We start from the raw sequence: 18,010 nt of genomic DNA, 5'->3' as shown, positions 1-18,010 counted from the left end.
CGATGGTCGGCGCAGCGGCCGCGTCGCTCGCTGCGAGCCGGACGATGCGCCGTGGAGCGCGCATGGCCAATCAGGTGATTACCTAGTCGAGGTCCGGGATTACCCTCACCGCCCACACACGCCCTCAGGCCGCGAACGAAGTACCGGAAGCTTCGGCCGGCTCCTTTCCGCCGAACCAGGCCACATACAGTGTCGGCAGGAAGACCAGGGTCAGACCTGTCGCAACCAGCAGGCCGCCCATGATCGCAAAGGCCATCGGCCCCCAGAACACCGTCGGAGCAATCGGGATCATGCCGAGAACGGTGGACACGGCCGTCAGCATGATTGGACGAAAGCGGGAACTGCTGGCATCCACCGCGGCCTGCCAGGGTCCCTTCCCCAGTGAACGCTCCGCCTCGATCTGGCCGATCAGGATGACCGCGTTCTTGCTGATCATGCCGAGCAGCGCAAGCACACCGAGAATGGCGACGAAGCCCAACGGCCGCCCCGACAACAGCAGCGCTGCGACGACGCCGATCAGACCGAGCGGTGCAACGCTGACGACCATCAACAATCGCGGAAAGCTCTGCAACTGGGCCATCAGGACCGTGAACATGACGAACAGCATCACGGGCACCACCGCCATGACGGACGCCTGAGAATTCCGGCTTTCCTCCACCGTGCCACCGACCACGACGCGGTATGAAGCCGGCAGCGCCGCCTTCAGCTTTGCCATGGCCGCGGCCTGCCTGTTGACGACCGTCTCCGGCAGCGCACGGTCGGCAATGGCCGCCCGAACCGTGAGCGTGGGCACGCGATCTCGTCGCCAGATCAGCGGAAACTCCTGATCATACTCGAACGATGCAAACTGGCTCAATGGAACGGTCCGGCCACCCGCGATCGGCATCTGCAACGTGCGTAAGCTCGCCAGCGAGACGCGCTGTTCATCGGTTGCGCGGACCACCACATCGACCAGGTAGATATCGTCCCGCACCTGCGTGACCGGCGTGCCGGATATTACGGTGTTCAGAACGGTGGAAATCGTCTGCGAACTGAGGCCGAGAAGGCGGGCCTCGTCCTGGTTGACGCGAATCCGCACCTGGCGATCGGGCTCCATCCAGTCGAAATTCACGCTCTTGGCGGCCGGATCGGCCCCGACGATCCGTGCGACCTCGAGCGCGATGTCACGCACCCGCTCGACGTCGGGGCCGCTGACGCGATACTGCAGCGGCCATCCGACCGGCGGGCCAAGGCCGAGCGGAGATACCGACGAGATCGCGTTCGGAAACTCGTCGGCGAGGAATCGCTCCAGCTTGCCATGCAGCCGCTCACGCGCCCCAATATCTCTGGCGACGACGACGGCCTGCGTGAAGAAGTCGTTCGGCAATTCGACGCTGAGCGGCAGATAGAACCGGATCGCACCGCGCCCGACATAGGTGCTCCAATGCGCGACATCGGGATCGCCCGTCAGCATCTTGTCCAGACGTTTTGCCGCGGTTTCGCTGGCAAAAATCGACGAGTTCTGCGGCAGGCTGAGATCGACCAGCAGTTCCGGCCGATCGGAGGACGGAAAGAATTGTTGCGGAATGAGCGGCAGCGCGAGCACGGAGGCGACGAACAGCGCGGCGGTCCCACCGAGGGTCAGCCATTTGGCGCGGATCGCCGATATCAGCAAGCGTCGATACAGCCGGAATACCCGTCCGGGAGCCGTAGCGCCCTTCTGCTTGGGCGGGACAAGGATGGCAACGCCGAGCAGTGGCGCGAAGATCACCGCGACGAACCAGGACGCCAGTAGCGCGATCCCGACCACAGCGAACAGCGAGAACGTGTATTCGCTCGCGGCGCTGGCGGCAAAGCCGACCGGAATGAAGCCCGCGATCGTCACGAGCGTCCCCGCAAGCATGGCCAGCGCGTGGGTCCGAAAGGCGTAGCTGGCGGCCTCGACCTTGCTGTCGCCCAACGCCAGGCGAATGAGCGTGGCATCCGTCGTCGTCATGGCGTCATCGACCAGCAGGGCAAGCGCAATGATCAGGGCCCCGAGCGATATCCGCTGCATGTCGATCTGAAGCACCGCCATGACCGGAAACACGACCGCGAGCGTGAGCGGGATCGCCAGCGCGATGATCAGGCCCGGACGAACCCCAAGGCTGATGAAGCTCACGGCCAGAATGATGGCGATCGCCTGCAACAACGAGGTCATGAACTCGCCGACCGCCTTGCCCACGACGACGGCCTGGTCGGCCACCAGGCTGGGCTCGATCCCGATCGGCAGATCAGCGGTGATCCGCGCCATCGCCGCCTTGACGTTCCTGCCGAGCGCGAGGATGTCTCCGCCGTCGCGCATGGCGATGGCAAGCCCGATCGCCGGACGGCCATTGATCCGGAACAGCGGCTGGGGTGGATCGGCGTAGCCCCGCCGCACGATCGCAAGGTCACTCAGGCGCAGCATGCGACCGCCGGCGGCGAAGTTGATATCGGCGATGTCCTGCTCGGATAGGAAGCTGCCCGACACCTGCAGCGATATCCGCTCGGTGCCGGTCTGAATCGTTCCAGCCGGCATCACGATATTCTGCGCCCGCAACGCCGCGATCAGAGCCGTGCGATCAACACCGAGATTTGCAAGCTCCTGCTTGGAGAACTCGACGAAGATCACTTCCTCTTGTGCGCCCAGCAGCTCGATCTTCGCGACATCCGGTACAGCCAGGAGCTGCGAACGGATCGCCTCGACCCGGTCACGCAGCTCGCGTTGCGCGAAGCCATCGCTGGTAAAGCCATAGACGATGCCAAAGGTGTCGCCGAAATCGTCGTCGAAGAACGGCCCGACGACACCGGCAGGCAGCGTATGGCGAATGTCGCCAATCGTCTTCCGCACGTGGTACCAGGTATCGGAGACATCCCGCGCATTGGTGCCTCCCTTGAGGTTCACGAAGATGGTCGTGAGGCCTGGCCGGGTGAAGCTGCGCAGGAAATCCAGATGCGGGGTCTCCTGCAATTGGCGCTCGAGGCGCTCCGTCAGCTGCTTCATCGTCTCGTCGGCCGTCGCCCCTGGCCAGACGGCATGAACGACCATGGTCCGGATCGTGAAGGCGGGATCCTCGTTCCGGCCCAGCCGGAAATATGACAGGACGCCGGCGGCCACCGCTATCAGCATGAGGTAGACGACCAGCGAGCGTCGCCCCAGTGCCCATTCCGAAAGGTTGAATCCACTCATCGCCCCGACCCGAGCACGCGCACCTTCTGGCCTGGATGAAGTGCCTGAACGCCTGCGGTCACGACGATCTCGCCGCTATCAAGCCCTTGCGCGACGATCACCTGCGCCTGGTCGAACCGCAGCACGTCGACGTTCCGCACTGAGACCGTATTGGCCGAGGGATCGAAGACCCAGACGGCCGGCTGTTGATTCATCCTCGTCAGCGCGGTTGCGGGAATGCCGATCATCGGGCCGGAGCTCGCCTCGGCGCGCCCGACCACGGTCGCCCCGAGCCGCATCGCAGCCGGCGGATCGGTAAGGCCCACCTTGACCTCGAAGGTCCGCGTGACCGGGTTGGCCTGGGCGGCGACCTGCCGGATGCGCCCCTGTGCCGTCACTGCCGGATCGACCGTGAGCGCGACCGTTACCTGCAGATTGGCAGGCGCCGCTCTCACCAGTTGGGCGGGCACATCGAAGACCGCATCGCGACCGTCCTGGCGAGCGATCCTCGCAATCGTTTGCCCGGCCTGAACGACCTCGCCGGCGGCGGGGCCGGTTTCGGTGACCTTGCCCGGTGCATCGGCGCGCAGCTCGGTAAAGCCGACCTGATCGTGGGCGGCGCTCAACTGGGCTTCGGCCATATCGAGCTGCGATTGGGCGGTCTGCTGCGCCTGCGTCGCGGCTTCGAAGTTGGCGCGGGTGGTCCAACCCTGCGCCAGCAGCGTCTGCTGACGCTCGAAATGATTGCGGGCCTGAGTGAGCTGGCCTTGCGCAGCAGCAAGTGCCGCCTGCGCCTGGCGTAGCGCGTTCGCTTCGTTCTGCGATTCCAGTTGCGCCAGAAGCTGGCCGGCCTGGACGCGATCACCAAGCCGGGTGTTGTTCGAAAGCAGCCGCCCGCCGATTCGAAATGCGATGCTTACCTCGTCCTCCGCCTCGATACGCCCCGTAAACGTGAACGGCGTTAACTGCTCGCGCTTCTCGACCGTGGTCGTGCGAACCGGACGTGGCGCCGGGGGCGTATCCTCCACCGGGTCTCGTTCACAGGCGGCAACCAGCAGCGTGGTGACCGCTGCGACAAGCGCGATGTTCAGCGGCCGCATCGGCATGACATGATCATCGGTCAACTGCTCCGCTGCCGATCTTGTCGATAGATCATCTCCCTTCCATCGGTAAATCTACTGAGCGATCACAGATGCAATCGTGGTCCGGAGAACCTTCCGGCAGCAGTCAGAAGATTCCCAGGGCAACGTCAGGCAATCACCCGATACCGGAAACGCAGCAAGCGGTGCATTAAGGCTGCACCTGCTCCCGCCGCGGCGCGTTCGCCAAAGCAGCAGGTGGCAAGGGAACCGGCCGCTCAGGCTCCGAATGATTCACAAGACGACAGGAGGATCGACATGAGAAAGCTGGCTTTGCTGTCCGCGGCCATCTTCATTGCGCTCAGCGCGATGGGGTCGACGACGCCCGTACAGGCGCAGGATCTGGCATGGTGCTCGAAGATCAAGGGAATGCTCAACTGCATGTATGAGACCCGCTCCCAATGCCGCGCATCGGTGAGCGGGCGGCAGGGCACCTGCGTGCAAAATCGCCGCCGCTGACGGCAGCGCTTAGTCCGATATCGACCGGGCGGCGTAAATGACGTGCTGTTGGTTGTCGTACGCCACCCGGATTCGGCATGAATGCCAACTGCGCCTGCCCCATCGGGACATTCCTCCGCCAACGTCCGGGGTTTCCTCCAATCGCGGCGGGTCTCCTTGCACGGTAGCATCGACTGCTCCGGTTCGCATTTGGATCAACGGGAGGTGTCAATGTCCGATCTTGTCGCGATCGTGTATCCGTCGGAAGCAAAGGCAGAAGAAGTCCGCCAGCAGCTGTTCAGGCTGCAGAAGGAATATCTGATCACAATCAGCGACGCCGTGATTGCCGTTAAGACGGACGCGGGCGGCATCAAGCTCAATCAACTCGTCAATACCACTGCCATGGGCGCAATGACGGGAAGCTTCTGGGGCCTTCTCATCGGCGTCCTGTTCCTGAACCCGATCCTCGGAGTCGCAGTGGGCGCCGCGTCCGGCGCGCTCGGCGGCGCGCTCTCGGATTTCGGCATCGACGACGCCTTCATGAAGAGCCTGTCGACCAGCCTCCAGCCCGGCAACGCGGCCCTGTTCGTCCTGATCAAGCACATGACGGCGGACAAGGTAATCAACGAGATCAAGAGCGCCGGCGGCGTTGTGCTCAAGACGTCACTCGACGAGACGAAGGAAAAGCTCCTCCGCGATGCGCTGACGAGTGCGGTGGAGCGGCCCGCGGCCTGAAGCCGGGGCGTTCCTTCCTGTCTCAGCGCCGGCCGCCCGCAAGCCGCAGCAGCATCATGAAGAGGTTGATGAAATTCAGATAGAGCGACAGCGCCGCGATGACCGACTTGCGACCCGCAGCGGTATGGTCATCCGCGCTGTCGTACATCGCCTTGATCCGCTGCGTGTCGTAGGCGGTAAGCCCGGCAAATACGCCGACGCCAACGATCGAGATCAGCCAGTCGAGCGCGCTCGAGGACAGAAAGATGTTGATCAGGCTTGCGATGATGACGCCGATCAACCCCATGAACAGGAACGTGCCCAACCCCGAGAGATCGCGTCGCGTCGTATACCCGAACGCACTGAGCGCTCCGAAACTCGCGGCGGCGATGAAGAAGACCCGGGCAATCGACGAGTCCGTGTAGATGTGGAACAATGTCGAGAGCGATACGCCGACCAAGGCTGCGTAGAGGAAGAACAGCAGCCGTGCCGTCGACACGGACAGCGTGTTGATGCGCGAGCCGATGAAGAACACCAGCCCCAACGGCGCCAGAATGAAGACCCACATCAATGGACTCTGCAGCAGTGCCGGGCCTGTGACCTGATAGGTCAGCCAGGCCACAACGGCGGTCAAGCCGACGCCCGCGGCCATGTGAGCGTAGATGCGGAGCATGTATTCATGCAGGCCGGCGTCCACCGCAAACGCACTGCCAGTCGTCTCTGCCGCAGTCAGGTCTTGATCGAAATTTGGCACATCCGCCTCCTCAGGACTTTGCCGAGGGAGGCGACACTAATCCTCGGGCTTCCGGAACGGCATCGGACAATCACCCGAATGCCGCCCGTGGAAATTACCCCTCTCTGTCGCAACTGCGGGCATCGCAGCGACGCCGCACATTACCGATGCGAGAGCTTGGAACGACGTCTAAGCCCTTTGGCCTACGCTCCTTACAGCTTTGTCACTTGGAAGCCGGGCGGGTCGCGATCTAACCCATGCCATGCGCTTCTTCTTTCACATCGCCGACAAATACGGCCTCTTTCCCGACGGGATCGGACAGGACTGCCGAGATCAGGATGCAGCCATCCTGCACGCCAGGCGCCTCGCCGCCGAGCTCGCCAAGGCCGGTGAATTCTGCCGCGGCGGCGTCGTGCTTGTGGCCAGCCCGCCGCAGACGGCTTGCGGAGCCCCGGGCGGCGGCTGATTTTTCTGCCCTCACCTCCTACAGAGAATCCCTGATGTGCGCATGCGGCAGACACTTCTAAGGTCGTCCGCAGGGGCGGTCGGCAGATGTGACCACCGCCGCGCTGCGGATTGGGAGACCATTCTCCGTCATGGCGTCTTCGTCGAACGAGGCCGATCAAGAGCTTTCCCGCAACGCGTTGATTGCGCTTGTGATCGGATCGATGGTGGGATCCGGTATCTTCGCCCTGCCGGCTGCATTCGGACGCGCCACCGGCGCCTTCGGTGCGATCATCGCATGGATCATCGCAGGGGCGGGCATGCTTATGCTGGCGCTCGTTTTCCAGTCGCTGTCGCAGCGCAAACCGGAACTGGATGCCGGCATTTATGCCTACGCCAAGGCCGGATTCGGCGACTACATCGGATTCGCCTCGGCAGCCGGCTACTGGATCGGCTGCTGTCTTGCCGACGTCGCCTGTCTCATTCTGATCAAGGCCACACTCGGGCAGTTCTTTCCGATCTTTGGCGACGGCACGACACTGACGGCCATTGCATCGGCGACAATGCTTTTATGGAGTGTGCACTTTCTTGTCCTGCGGGGCATCAGGGGCGCGGCCAGGCTCAACACGATTGCAACCTTCGCAAAGATCGTTCCGATACTCCTGTTCATCGTCGTGGCCGCGTTCGTTCTCGATCGCGACCTGTTGGTGCAGAATTTCTGGGGAACGGAGCCGCCGAGTCTCGGACAGGTGCTGAGCCAGGTACGCTCTACGATGCTGCTTACCGTATTCGTCTTCGTCGGCGTCGAAGGCGCGAGCGTCTATTCGCGCTACGCCAGGAATCGCGCCGACATCGGCATTGCGACGGTGGTGGGCTTTCTGAGCGTTCTCTGCCTGCTTGTCCTGGTGACGCTGCTCTCCTACGGAGTGTTGCCGCGGAACGAGCTGGCGGATCTTTCGACGCCATCGATGGCAGGCGTGATGGAATCAATGGTCGGGCGCTGGGGCAACGTGTTCATCAGCGTGGCGCTGTTGATCTCGATCCTCGGCAACTATCTGTCCTGGTCGCTGCTCGCCGCGGAGATCCTGCATTCGGCGGCGATACACCACACGATGCCGTCCTTTCTCGCGCGTGAGAATGCGAACAAGGTTCCTGTCGGTGCGCTCTGGCTGACCAACTGCGTGATCCAGGCGTTTCTGCTCGTCAGCTGGTTCGCCGAATATGCCTTCACGCTCGCACTCAAGATGACGAGTGCGATGACGCTGATCCCGTACGTCCTCGTCGCGGCCTATGGCCTCAAGCTCGCATCGACCGGCGAGACCTATTGCGCCGGCGAGCGCGCCCGCACGACCGATTGGATCCGCGCCGCCGTTGCGACGCTCTACGCCGCCGCGATGATCTACGCCGGCGGCCCGAAGTTTCTCCTGCTGTCCTCGATCCTCTACGCGCCCGGAACCTTGCTGTTCCTGATGGCCAAACGCGAGCGCAAGGAAAGCACCTTCACGAGAACCGAAGCCATCCTGTTTGCAGCGGTCGCAATCGCCGCGGGCGGCGGCGTCTATGGGCTCGCCGTCGGTGCCATTTCGATCTGACCCGGCGTCTTTGAATTGTAGGGAGGCGAACATGAACATGACGATCACGCGTTGCAGCTTGCTCCTCGCCGGGTTGCTGGCCGTCACGGCGCTACCCACCGTCACGCGCGCGCAATCGAAGGACAACAGCGCGGCGATGGCAAAGGAGACCGGCACCGCCGCATCCAAAAAGCAGGCGCCTCCGAACACCAACACCAATCCGACAAAGCACCGGTACTGGCGTCATCGCGGCGGCAGACACCCGCACTACGGCAGCCGGCGCCTTCGCCCCTGAGACATCGTAGTGGCCCCTCCAATGGATCAACCTGACAGCGTTTCGGGGATGCGCTCCCTAAACTACCGAGAACTCCCTCGGCACGAGACCGCTGTCGACGAGACCGGAGAGGCCGGACGGCCAAGTCTGCTGGCCGTCGGTCTCACCCTGCTCGCCGCCGGCATCGCTTTGTTCCTGATCTGGCAAACGGTCTCCAGTCTCCTGATTGTCTTCGCCGGGGTGCTGTTCGCCGCCTTTCTGGACGCCTTGGCGCGAACCTTGGCGCCGGTCCTTCCACTCAAACGAGCCTGGCGGTTGACGCTCGTTGTCTTGCTTCTGTCCGCGCTCTCCTGCTTTGGCCTCGCCTGGGGCGCGCGCAAGCTGCCGGAACAGACGCGTCTGCTTCTGAAAGTGATGGATGCGCAGGTCGACCTGCTCCAGGAGCACCTGCTGTCGTATGGCGTCGACCTGCTCGGCCCGGAATGGGGCCGCGACTTCGCACAATGGCTATTCGCCGATCAGGGCCGGTTCTTCAGCCACGCTCAATTTCTGCTCGGCGGAGCATCGAGCGTTCTGACCGCCGTCCTGGTGATCCTGTTCCTCGGCATTCTCTTCGCTTTCGATCCCACCGGCCACCGCGAAAGCGTGATCGCGCTGGTCAGGCATTCCCATCGCGCCCGTGCGCGCGCCGTGATGGACGAGATGGGCAACGTCATGCGGCTGTGGTTCGTGGGACAATTGATCCGCATCATGCTGATGACGTTGTGCGTGTGGCTCGCGCTCTATCTTATCGGGCTGCCCGGTCCCTTCGTGCTTGGACTTCAGGCCGGTCTGTCCAACTTCATTCCCTATCTCGGGCCGATCGTTGCCGCGATCCCGATCGCGCTCGTCGCGATGCCGCTCGGCGCATCGCCCCTGATCTGGGCGGTCGCCGTGTACACCATCATCCAGTCGATCGAAGGCTACGTGATCGGCCCACTGATCCAGCGCCAGGCAGTCGAGACCCCGCCGGCGTGGACACTGGTTGCGATCGTCCTTCTCGGCGCTCAGTTCGGCGTCATGGGCGTCGCGGTCGCGATGCCGCTGGTTGCGATCGGTCGGGTTGCGATCGTCAGGTTCTATGTCGAGGACTATCTGGGCGGCGATCCCAAGCCGCCATTAATTGCGAGCGAGCAGCCATGAGCGAATTCGAAGCGCAGCCGAGTGATGCCCCTGCGCGTTCGACGACGGCGCGTTTCCTGTGGCAGCAACTCCCCTACGTCGTCGCGCTGCTGCTCGCCATCGTCGGCGTTGCCTATACCAACGTCTCGCACCAGCCGTTGACCGGCTATTGGGAATTCCTGGCGCTCGCCATCGGCGTCGTCTGCGTTGTCACCAAGTGGCCGGAGATCGAGGGCAAGGAGGGCCAGATCCGGCTGATCTGGACGCAGGCTCTGCACTGGATCGCGGTCCTGATCACGATGAACATCATGCTGATCTCCGGCGTGCAGCAACTGCTTCCGACCCCTGCAACGGGACTCGTCCTGCTGACGTTGCTCGCGCTCGGCACGTTCCTTGCGGGCCTGAGCCTGCTGTCGTTGCAGATCGCCTTCCTTGGCCTTGCGATGGGCGCCGCCGTTCCGGCGATTTCCTGGCTGAAGCAATCCATCTTCTTCTTCCTGCTCGGGGCGGTGCTGCTGATTGGCCTCGCCATCTCGTTCTGGTGGCGTCAGGACGGCAGCCCCTCGCAGAGCGCCAGGGACATCACGAACCACCGGGAGGATTGAATGCGAACGTTGCGATATCTTACCGCCATCGGCGCATCACTCGTTCTTTGCGCCGTCACCTCGCCCGCGCAAGCCGAGAGATTCAGGGTGGGCAGGCTCCTGTGCTTCTCGGAGCCACGCATCGGACTGGTGCTTGGATCGACGCAGGCGCTGCGTTGCGTGTTCAACGCGCTGCGCCCGCCCCGGCAGTACGTCTACGAGGGGCGGATACGGCGCGTCGGCGTTGATATCGGCGTGACCAGCGCCGGCGCGCTATCGTGGGCCGTCCTCGCCAGGAACTCGCGGATAGGCCCCGGCACGTTGCGCGGCAGTTACGTCGGCGCGAGCGGCAATCTTGCATTCGGTCCCGGCCTCGGCGCCAACGTCCTGGTCGGCGGCTCGCGCAGGAGCGTGATGCTGCAGCCGATCTCGGTCGAACGCTCGATCGGGCTCAATCTCGCGGCTGGCGTAACTCATCTGACACTGGGACCGCGAGGCGGGCTCTGATCCCATCGTCTCGGTCCCGCGGTTCGGTCCGCTCTTGATGCCGGTTCGCGCAGGAAGAGGATGAGAACATTCCCGCCCCGCCGCTCAGGGTTTCGTCCGATGTCGGCGTCGGGTGTTCGAAGCTAGGATCCGATGCATGCTCGTTCGGGCCGTAGCCGCCCAGGAGGATCGCATGACAGTGTATGACAGTCGCGGAAGTCTCGATGCCGTGGTTGCTCCGCCGCTGTGGGTTTGTGCGCTCCTCGGCGTCGTCCTGATCGCCGCCGGCCTGTTCGCGCTCGGCGACCTTGCCTTCGCCACCGTCGTCAGTGTCAAGCTCATCGGGCTCACCGCGATCGCCGCCGGCGCATTCGAGATTGCCCACGCCTTCTGGACCAAGGGGTGGGGCGGGTTCCTTTGGCAAGTCGTGCTCGGCGCACTCTACCTCGCCTTCGGTGTCGTGCTGCTCACCCAGCCGGTCTCGGGCGCGCTTATCCTGACCTATTTCCTCGGCGCGGTGCTGTTCGCTTCGGGTGTCATTCGATGCGTGCTGAGCTTTGCCTATTGGCGGCAGAACGGATGGATGATGCTGATCTCGGGCGTCTTCGCGGTGATCGCCGGCGTGCTGGTCCTGTTCGGCTTCCCCACCATCAGCGCTTGGGCTCTCGGCTTCCTGTTGGGCGTCGACCTGATTGCCCATGGCCTGGCATGGCTGCTCTATGCGCTGCAATCGGTGCGAACGACCGGATAACAGAGGAGAGAACAACCATGGATGCTCCCAGTCGCCGCGTCTTCCTCAGCCTTGCGATGAACACCATTGCCGCCGCCGCGATCGGAGCGTCCGGCGCTCAGTTCATCGGTGTTGCGGACGCAATGCCGGTCGATCCCGGTCTCTCTCGGGCCGGCCGGGCACCGGGGGATCGCGCCATCCCGGTGCAATGGGGACCTCCGCCGCGGCCCGGCTGGGGCCCTTCTCATCCTGGCTGGGGCCCGCGACCGCGCCGGCGCCGCCGCTGGGTTTGCTGGTGGCATCGTGGGCGCCGTCATTGCGGATGGCGCTGGTAGTCCGAAGAGGATGAGGAAATGGTACGCAACAAGAACCAATGGATCCTCGTCGCCGTGCTTGCAGTGCTTTTCCTCGGCGCGAGCTGGTTCTGCCTGTCAGTCTGGACGGCGACACCCTCGATGCCGCTTTACGGAAACATCGTGCTGGCGGCGGCCGCCATCCTTGTTCTGGTGCTCGGCTGCGGCCTGATCGCGCTGATGTTCTATAGCCATCGCAAGGGCTACGACGAGCCGGCGCGCAGCAACCGAACCGCGCGGGACTAGCTCAGCTGGTCGAATCGCGGAGGCCTGACGCCGGCAGTTCCGAGCCTGGTGCAGGGAGCGGACGATGAACCTTGCTGACGTCCGGCTCGGACCGCTGGCGGCGAGCCTCGTGACACTAGCCGGCGAACCCGCGCGGCCGCAGCCGGCCCCGCCTGCGCCCGCCGTCGGCGTTGTCGAAGCGGCGCGGCGGCCGATCACCGAGAGCAGTGAGTTTCTCGGCCGGATCGAGGCCATCAACCAGGTCAACATTGCCGCTCGCGTCACCGCATTTCTGGAGCAGCGGCTGTTCACCGAGGGCGCCGAAATCAGGAAAGGCGAGCAGCTCTATAAGCTCGAACGCGGCCCGTTCGAGGCCGATGTCGCCGCCAAGCAGGCGGAGGTGGCACAGCTCGAAGCGACGCTCGAGAATGCCAGATTGACCACCGAGCGCGCCCGCACCCTGCTTGGCGGACCGGCCGGGCAGCAATCGACCTACGATGCCGCGCTCGCGAGCCAGCGCAGCCTCGAGGCCCAGGTCAAGGCTGCGCAGGCGCAGGTCCAGGCCTCACAAATCAACCTCGACTACACCATCATCAGCGCGCCGATCGACGGCAAGATCGGGCGCACGGCCGTGACGGAAGGCAACATCGTCAGTCCGAGTTCGGGCGTGCTGACCACGATCGTCAGCCAGGATCCAATGTATGTCACGTTCCCGGTGCCGCTGCGCCAGGGGCTCGAGCTGCGCGAACGCTACGGCCCCCAAGGCGGCCTCGAGGCGGTGACGATCCGGTTGCGGCTGCCCGACGGGCGCATGTATGGGCAATCCGGCAAGCTGAATTTCGTCGACAACACCATCGCCCAGAACACCGACACGATCACGGTGCGCGGAGAGATCGCCAACCCGATCCTGCGCGCTCCCTCGGCGGCAGGCGTTACCGTCCACGAGCTCACCAACGGTGAATTTGTCACCGTCGTCCTCGAAGGAGTCCAGCCTGTCGAGGTGCTGGCGATTCCGCGCTCGGCGGTGCTGTCCGACCAGCGCGGCGACTACGTTCTTGTCGTCGGGGCAAACGATAAGGCAGAGCAGCGGCGCATTCAGCTCGGGCAATCGACTCCCACGATCGCCGCCGTCATCAGCGGATTGACGGCCGGTGACAAGGTGATCGCGGAAGGGCTGCAGCGGGTTCGCGCCGGCCAAACCGTCTCTCCAGAGCCGGCAAGTCCGCTGATCTTGTCGAGCATGAAAGACTCAACTGGCGAGGCGACTCCGCAAGGCGGGCGCGCCCCGCCGCCCCGAACCGGCAAGGGCGGCAGCCAATGATATCGAGCGTCTTCGTCGACCGACCACGTCTTTCGATGGTGATCGCCTTTGTCATCACCATCGCCGGCGCGCTGGCGCTCACGCAGATCCCGGTGGCGCAGTTTCCCGATATCGTGCCGCCGCAGGTCACCGTCGCCGCGAATTTTCCCGGCGCCTCCGCCGAGGTCGTGGAGAGCAGCGTCGCACAGCCGTTGGAGGCGCAGGTGGTCGGCGTCGACCGCGCGCTCTATATGAAATCGACCAGCGGCAACGACGGCAGCTATACGCTGACAGTTTCGTTCGCGCTCGGCACCAATCCCGACATCAACACGGTCAACGTCAATAATCGCGTCCAGAGCGCATTGTCGCAATTGCCCACGGAAGTGCAACAGCAGGGCGTGACCGTCCAGAAACGATCCTCTTCGATCCTGCAGTTCCTGGTGCTCTACAGTGCAGATGGCCAGCAGGACCCGCTCTTCATCACCAATTACGCCATCATCAACGTGCTGGACGCGATTGCGAGCACGCCGGGTGTCGGCCAGGCCAATCTGTTCGCCAGGATGAATTATTCGATGCGGATCTGGTTCGATACGCAGCGCCTCACAAGCCTCAACCTGACCCCCTCGGACGTGGTCGCCGCCATTCGCGCACAGAGCGTCCAGGCTCCCGTCGGCCGCATTGGCGCGCGGCCGATCAGCGACGATCAGCAGTTCCAGTTCAACGTGCAGACAATGGGCCGCCTCGCCACTGTCGATCAATTCGCCAACATCGTGCTGCGCGCCGAGCCGGACGGATCCTCACTGCTGGTCAAGGAGGTCGCCCGCGTCGAGTTGGGCGCGCAAAATCTCGACAGCGAAGCCCGGATCGACGGGCGAGCTGCAGTTCCGATTGCGATCTACCTCGCCCCCGGCGCCAACGCGGTGACCACCGCGCGTGCGGTCGCGGACACGATGCAGCGGCTGTCCGGCCGGTTTCCGGCAGGGCTCGGTTATCTCGTGCAATACGACTCCACCACATTCGTACGCGACACGATCACGGAGGTGCTGTGGACGTTGGGCGAGGCCTTCGTCCTGGTTGTGATCGTGGTCTATCTGTTCCTCGGAAACATGCGTGCCACCGCGATTCCGGCCGTCGCGGTCCCGGTAAGCCTCGTGGGCACCTTCGCCGTCCTGCTCGCGCTCGGTTATTCCGCCAACACCGTATCCCTGCTCGCAATGGTGCTCGCGATCGGCATCGTGGTGGACGACGCCATCGTCGTGGTCGAGAATGTCGAACGTGTCATGGCGGAGGAGCCTGCCCTGTCTCCGGCCGAGGCCAGCAAGAAAGCCATGAGCCAGATCACCGCGCCGATCGTCGCGATCACGCTGGTACTGCTCTCGGTGTTCGTGCCTATCGCTTTCATTCCCGGTATCTCGGGCACGCTGTTCCGCCAATTCGCGGTGACGATCAGCGCCGCCATGATGATCTCGGCATTGAATGCCCTGACGCTGTCGCCAGCCCTTTGTGCGCTGCTGCTGCGTCATACAGGACAGCGCCGCGGCATCATCGGCCGCATGCTCACCGGCATCGACTGGGTGCGCGATCGCTACAGCGGCGCGGTCCGCCGGCTGGTGCGCATGGCAGCCTTGTCGCTCCTGCTGGTGGCAGCCTTTGCCGCAGGAATCTTCGGCCTGTCGCTGGTGACCCCGACGGGCTTCCTGCCCGAGGAGGACCAGGGTGCCTTCTTCACCTCGGTTCAGTTGCCGGACGGCGCATCGGTCGCGCGGACCAGCGAGACCACCCGGCAGATCGAGGACATCTTGAAACAGATGCCGGCCGTCGACCACGTCCTCGCGGTGATCGGCTTTTCCCTGCTCGACGGAGCCTCCGAGCCGAACAGCGCACTCGTGGTGGCACGACTGAAGCCGTTCGCCGACCGCAAGACGGCAACGGATTCCGCCCAGGCGTTGATCGCCAAGACCTTCGCCGCCGGCTCGCAGATGCGGCAAGCCAATGTGCTACCGTTCAACCTGCCGCCGATCATCGGGCTCTCCACCGGCGGTGGCTTCGAATATCAATTGCAGGCCCTGGAAGGTCAGGCCCCGGCCGCGATCTCCAGCGTCACGAACGCGTTGATCGGCGCAGCCAATGCCGATCCTCGGCTCGCGCGCGTATTCTCGACATTCACGGCGACCAATCCATCGCTCTATCTCGATATTGACCGCCGCAAGGCCCAGGCGCTGGGCGTCACCGTCAACGACATCTTCACTGCCCTCCAGGCCACGCTTGGCGGCATCTACGTCAACAACTTCAACCTGTTCGGTCGCACCTGGCAGGTCAATCTGCAAGGCGAAGCATTCGATCGCGCCGATACGTCCGATGTCTGGCGCATCCATGTGCGTAACAGCTCGGGCGAGATGGTGCCGTTACGATCCCTCGCCGGCCTCAAGATCGTGACCGGGCCACAGGTCATCACCCGCTACAACAACTATCGTTCGGTGACCGTCAACGGCAGCCCGGCATCGGGCATCTCCTCCGGGACCGCGATCGCCGCCATGGCGCAGATCTCGGAGGATGTTCTGCCGCCGGGGTACGGCTTCGCGTGGACCGGCACCGCCTACCAGGAGCAGCAGGCGGCCGGCCAGACCGGCATCGTGCTTATGCTCGCCGTCCTCTTCGCTTATCTGTTCCTGGTCGCGCTCTATGAAAGCACCGTGATTCCGATCCCCGTGCTGCTCTCGGTCGTCGTCGGCGTGCTCGGATCCTATCTCGGCATCAAGATCGCCGGGCTCAATCTCGACCTCTACGGTCAAATCGGCCTCGTCGTCCTGATCGCGCTTGCCGCCAAGAACGGCATCCTGATCGTCGAGTTCGCCAAGGAGCAACGCGAGGCCGGCGTGCCGCTCGACGAGGCCGCGATCCAGGGCGCACATATGCGCTTTCGCGCCGTCATGATGACCTCGGCGGCCTTCATCCTGGGCCTCTTGCCGCTCGTGATCGCGACCGGCGCCGCCGCGCTCAGCCGGCGCGCCGTCGGCACGGCGGTCTTCGCCGGCATGCTGGCCGCAAGCTCGATCGGAATATTCATCGTGCCGATGCTCTACGTGGTTTTCCAGCGCCTGCGTGAGCGGGCGAAGGCGGCCTTCAAGTCAAGCCATCAGCCGAAATCGCCCGACCGCAATGCAATCTAGACAGGCTTTGGGGGTGCCTTGCATCCCGCAACGCTGCGTCGTTCACGAAGAAGGCCCCCAGGGGCTGATGACTGTCCAAAGATCTGGTTATCAGCCACCTTCATCCGCCTGTCGCCCGTCACAAAGATGCTTGTGGCATTGGCTCACCGTCCCTGGAAGACTGCTGGCCGCCGCTCAATAAACGACTGGATGCCCTCGCGCGCGTCGGCGCTCTTGAGCACACGGTCCCGGATCGCCGGAATGCAGGCGATCGCAGCCGCCTCACCCTGCTCGGTGTATTTCGCGGCCGCTTCCTTGGTCACCTGAATCCCAAGCGGTGCGTTGCGGGCGATGATCGCCGCGATCTCCATGGCACGGCCGATCTGCTGGCCGGCCGGAACGACCTCCTGAACGAGACCGATCTCTCGGGCACGTTGCGCCGTGAATTCATCGCACAGGAAGAGGTGGTACATGGCGTTACCCCAGCCTGCGCGGGACAGATAGCGGAAGTGAGCGCCGCCCAGGGGCGCGATGCCGCGCTTGGCCTCCATCTGGCAGAACCGGCTGTCGTCGGCGGCCACCACGATGTCGCCGGCCAGCATCAGCTCGATGCCGACGGTGTAGACGATGCCTTGCGTCGCGGTGACGATTGGCTTCCTGCAGCGCTTGGTGAGGCCGAAAACGTCGACATTGCCTTCCTTGACAGTCCGCTTCTCGGCGTTCGGGCCGAAGAATTTCGGCATGTCGAGGCCCGCGGTGAAGTCCTTGCCTTCCGCGCAAATCACGCCGACCCAGTAGCCGTCGTTGTCGTGCAACTCGGTCAACGCGTCCGACAGCAGATCCATCATCTGGGGGGAGAAGGAGTTCTTCTTCGCGGGATTGTCGATGATGATCTTCAGGATGTGATCATGCGCCTCGGTGCGGATCGTGCCTTCGGTGGTCATGCGAGCGTCTCCTGTCTACCTGTCGTTCTTGATGGCGAGTGCGGTTCGAATGGCTGCGGCCCGCTCCGGCGGGAACGCCGCTGCGCCCTCCTGGAGAATGTCGAGGAAGGACAACACGCCGCCGCGAGAGCCCCAATTGCCCTCTTCGATGATGCGGAAATTGACCCACCAGCTCGGAGAGGGCTCCTTCATCTCGCAAGCATCCGCGAGGGCGCTGAGAACGTTGCGAATGACCGTGGCCCGGTCCTCGCGGGTCCAGCAGCAGTCCATCACGACGACGTCCACCACCATGACGTCGCTCGGCTGGTCCGAAAGCAGCTCTCCGCCGTGCGCGATCATGTCGAGTGGCCGCTCGAGGAAATGCACCTGGTAACCTCGCCGTGCCTGGGGAACGAGCCGGCCGACCTCCGGCACCAGCACGGCATCCGTCAGCGTCTTGGCAAGCACCCGGCGCTGCTGACCGGTCAATCGGCCTTGCGGGGTCATCACATGGATAAAGGTCATCTCGAGCTCTCCGGCTGACTATGTCACGTGACATACACCCACACGGCGCTGGCTATGTCAACTGTCATATTGTAGCGTCGGACGACGAGGTG

General features: G+C 63.9%; 18 protein-coding genes. 12 read left to right on the top strand and 6 right to left on the bottom strand.

The features are described from left to right. Positions 1 to 124: 124 nt before the first annotated feature. Positions 125 to 3,190, bottom strand: a complete 3,066-nt coding sequence (locus tag GGD65_RS10575) for an efflux RND transporter permease subunit (protein WP_183235236.1) — start codon at positions 3,188 to 3,190, stop codon at positions 125 to 127. Beyond that, positions 3,187 to 4,293, bottom strand: coding sequence for an efflux RND transporter periplasmic adaptor subunit (locus GGD65_RS10570; protein ID WP_183235235.1), 1,107 nt, complete (start codon positions 4,291 to 4,293; stop codon positions 3,187 to 3,189). Before GGD65_RS10570 ends, GGD65_RS10575 begins: the two co-directional genes overlap by 4 nt. Before the next feature lie 273 nt (positions 4,294 to 4,566). Here GGD65_RS10570 and GGD65_RS10565 point away from each other — a divergent pair, with 273 nt between their 5' ends. Together GGD65_RS10565 and GGD65_RS10560 are read left to right on the top strand one after the other, a co-directional pair. Beyond that, positions 4,567 to 4,767 carry a DUF3551 domain-containing protein gene (locus GGD65_RS10565; RefSeq protein ID WP_018318095.1) on the top strand — a complete coding sequence of 67 codons (201 nt, stop codon included), beginning with the start codon at positions 4,567 to 4,569 and terminating at the stop codon, positions 4,765 to 4,767. Between the two features lie 210 nt (positions 4,768 to 4,977). Next, positions 4,978 to 5,481 (top strand): DUF1269 domain-containing protein, encoded by a 504-nt coding sequence (locus tag GGD65_RS10560; protein WP_018318096.1) that lies wholly within the window; start codon positions 4,978 to 4,980, stop codon positions 5,479 to 5,481. A gap of 22 nt (positions 5,482 to 5,503) precedes the next feature. On the opposite strand, the gene GGD65_RS10555 is transcribed toward GGD65_RS10560, so the two are convergent. After that, positions 5,504 to 6,214, bottom strand: a complete 711-nt coding sequence (locus GGD65_RS10555) for a Bax inhibitor-1/YccA family protein (protein ID WP_183235234.1) — start codon at positions 6,212 to 6,214, stop codon at positions 5,504 to 5,506. A gap of 241 nt (positions 6,215 to 6,455) precedes the next feature. Between GGD65_RS10555 and GGD65_RS10550 the strand changes: the two genes are divergently transcribed. The 3 genes from GGD65_RS10550 (at position 6,456) to GGD65_RS10540 (ending at position 8,503) form a co-directional block, all read left to right on the top strand. Then, positions 6,456 to 6,659 carry a DUF6894 family protein gene (locus tag GGD65_RS10550; protein WP_018318098.1) on the top strand — a complete coding sequence of 68 codons (204 nt, stop codon included), beginning with the start codon at positions 6,456 to 6,458 and terminating at the stop codon, positions 6,657 to 6,659. 130 nt (positions 6,660 to 6,789) lie between these two features. Beyond that, complete coding sequence (locus tag GGD65_RS10545) at positions 6,790 to 8,229, top strand: basic amino acid/polyamine antiporter (RefSeq protein ID WP_183235233.1); 1,440 nt, start codon at positions 6,790 to 6,792, stop codon at positions 8,227 to 8,229. 31 nt (positions 8,230 to 8,260) lie between these two features. After that, a complete protein-coding gene (locus tag GGD65_RS10540) occupies positions 8,261 to 8,503 on the top strand; it encodes a hypothetical protein (protein WP_183235232.1) in 243 nt (80 codons plus the stop codon). A 57-nt stretch (positions 8,504 to 8,560) separates the two neighbouring features. On the opposite strand, the gene GGD65_RS40740 is transcribed toward GGD65_RS10540, so the two are convergent. Continuing rightward, entirely contained in the window at positions 8,561 to 8,689 is a 129-nt protein-coding gene (locus tag GGD65_RS40740; RefSeq protein ID WP_283813662.1) for a hypothetical protein, read from the bottom strand. Here GGD65_RS40740 and GGD65_RS10535 point away from each other — a divergent pair. The 7 genes from GGD65_RS10535 to GGD65_RS10505 all read left to right on the top strand — a co-directional run bounded on the left by GGD65_RS10535 (position 8,672) and on the right by GGD65_RS10505 (position 16,491). Beyond that, positions 8,672 to 9,664 (top strand): AI-2E family transporter, encoded by a 993-nt coding sequence (locus GGD65_RS10535; protein WP_246783260.1) that lies wholly within the window; start codon positions 8,672 to 8,674, stop codon positions 9,662 to 9,664. The two genes, GGD65_RS40740 and GGD65_RS10535, sit on opposite strands and share 18 nt — an antisense overlap. After that, entirely contained in the window at positions 9,661 to 10,248 is a 588-nt protein-coding gene (locus GGD65_RS10530; protein WP_018318102.1) for a hypothetical protein, read from the top strand. The genes GGD65_RS10535 and GGD65_RS10530 overlap by 4 nt, the downstream gene beginning before the upstream one ends. After that, on the top strand, positions 10,249 to 10,734 hold the full coding sequence (locus GGD65_RS10525; RefSeq protein ID WP_183235231.1) for a DUF992 domain-containing protein: 486 nt from the start codon (positions 10,249 to 10,251) through the stop codon (positions 10,732 to 10,734). Between the two features lie 172 nt (positions 10,735 to 10,906). Then, positions 10,907 to 11,464 carry an HdeD family acid-resistance protein gene (locus tag GGD65_RS10520; protein ID WP_018318104.1) on the top strand — a complete coding sequence of 186 codons (558 nt, stop codon included), beginning with the start codon at positions 10,907 to 10,909 and terminating at the stop codon, positions 11,462 to 11,464. Positions 11,465 to 11,796: 332 nt separating this feature from the next. After that, complete coding sequence (locus GGD65_RS10515) at positions 11,797 to 12,042, top strand: hypothetical protein (RefSeq protein ID WP_183235230.1); 246 nt, start codon at positions 11,797 to 11,799, stop codon at positions 12,040 to 12,042. 64 nt (positions 12,043 to 12,106) lie between these two features. Then, complete coding sequence (locus tag GGD65_RS10510; RefSeq protein WP_183235229.1) at positions 12,107 to 13,342, top strand: efflux RND transporter periplasmic adaptor subunit; 1,236 nt, start codon at positions 12,107 to 12,109, stop codon at positions 13,340 to 13,342. Beyond that, complete coding sequence (locus GGD65_RS10505; RefSeq protein ID WP_183235228.1) at positions 13,339 to 16,491, top strand: efflux RND transporter permease subunit; 3,153 nt, start codon at positions 13,339 to 13,341, stop codon at positions 16,489 to 16,491. The genes GGD65_RS10510 and GGD65_RS10505 overlap by 4 nt, the downstream gene beginning before the upstream one ends. Positions 16,492 to 16,634: 143 nt before the next feature. On the opposite strand, the gene GGD65_RS10500 is transcribed toward GGD65_RS10505, so the two are convergent. Together GGD65_RS10500 and GGD65_RS10495 are read right to left on the bottom strand one after the other, a co-directional pair. Then, positions 16,635 to 17,414 (bottom strand): crotonase/enoyl-CoA hydratase family protein, encoded by a 780-nt coding sequence (locus GGD65_RS10500; protein ID WP_183235227.1) that lies wholly within the window; start codon positions 17,412 to 17,414, stop codon positions 16,635 to 16,637. Between the two features lie 15 nt (positions 17,415 to 17,429). Beyond that, positions 17,430 to 17,918, bottom strand: coding sequence for a tautomerase enzyme (locus GGD65_RS10495; protein WP_183235226.1), 489 nt, complete (start codon positions 17,916 to 17,918; stop codon positions 17,430 to 17,432). Positions 17,919 to 18,010: the final 92 nt, after the last annotated feature.

The organism is Bradyrhizobium sp. CIR18, from assembly GCF_014198295.1.
GTDB lineage: Bacteria > Pseudomonadota > Alphaproteobacteria > Rhizobiales > Xanthobacteraceae > Bradyrhizobium.
Note: the sequence above shows the minus strand (reverse complement) of the source record. Positions and strands in the feature narration are given on the sequence as shown.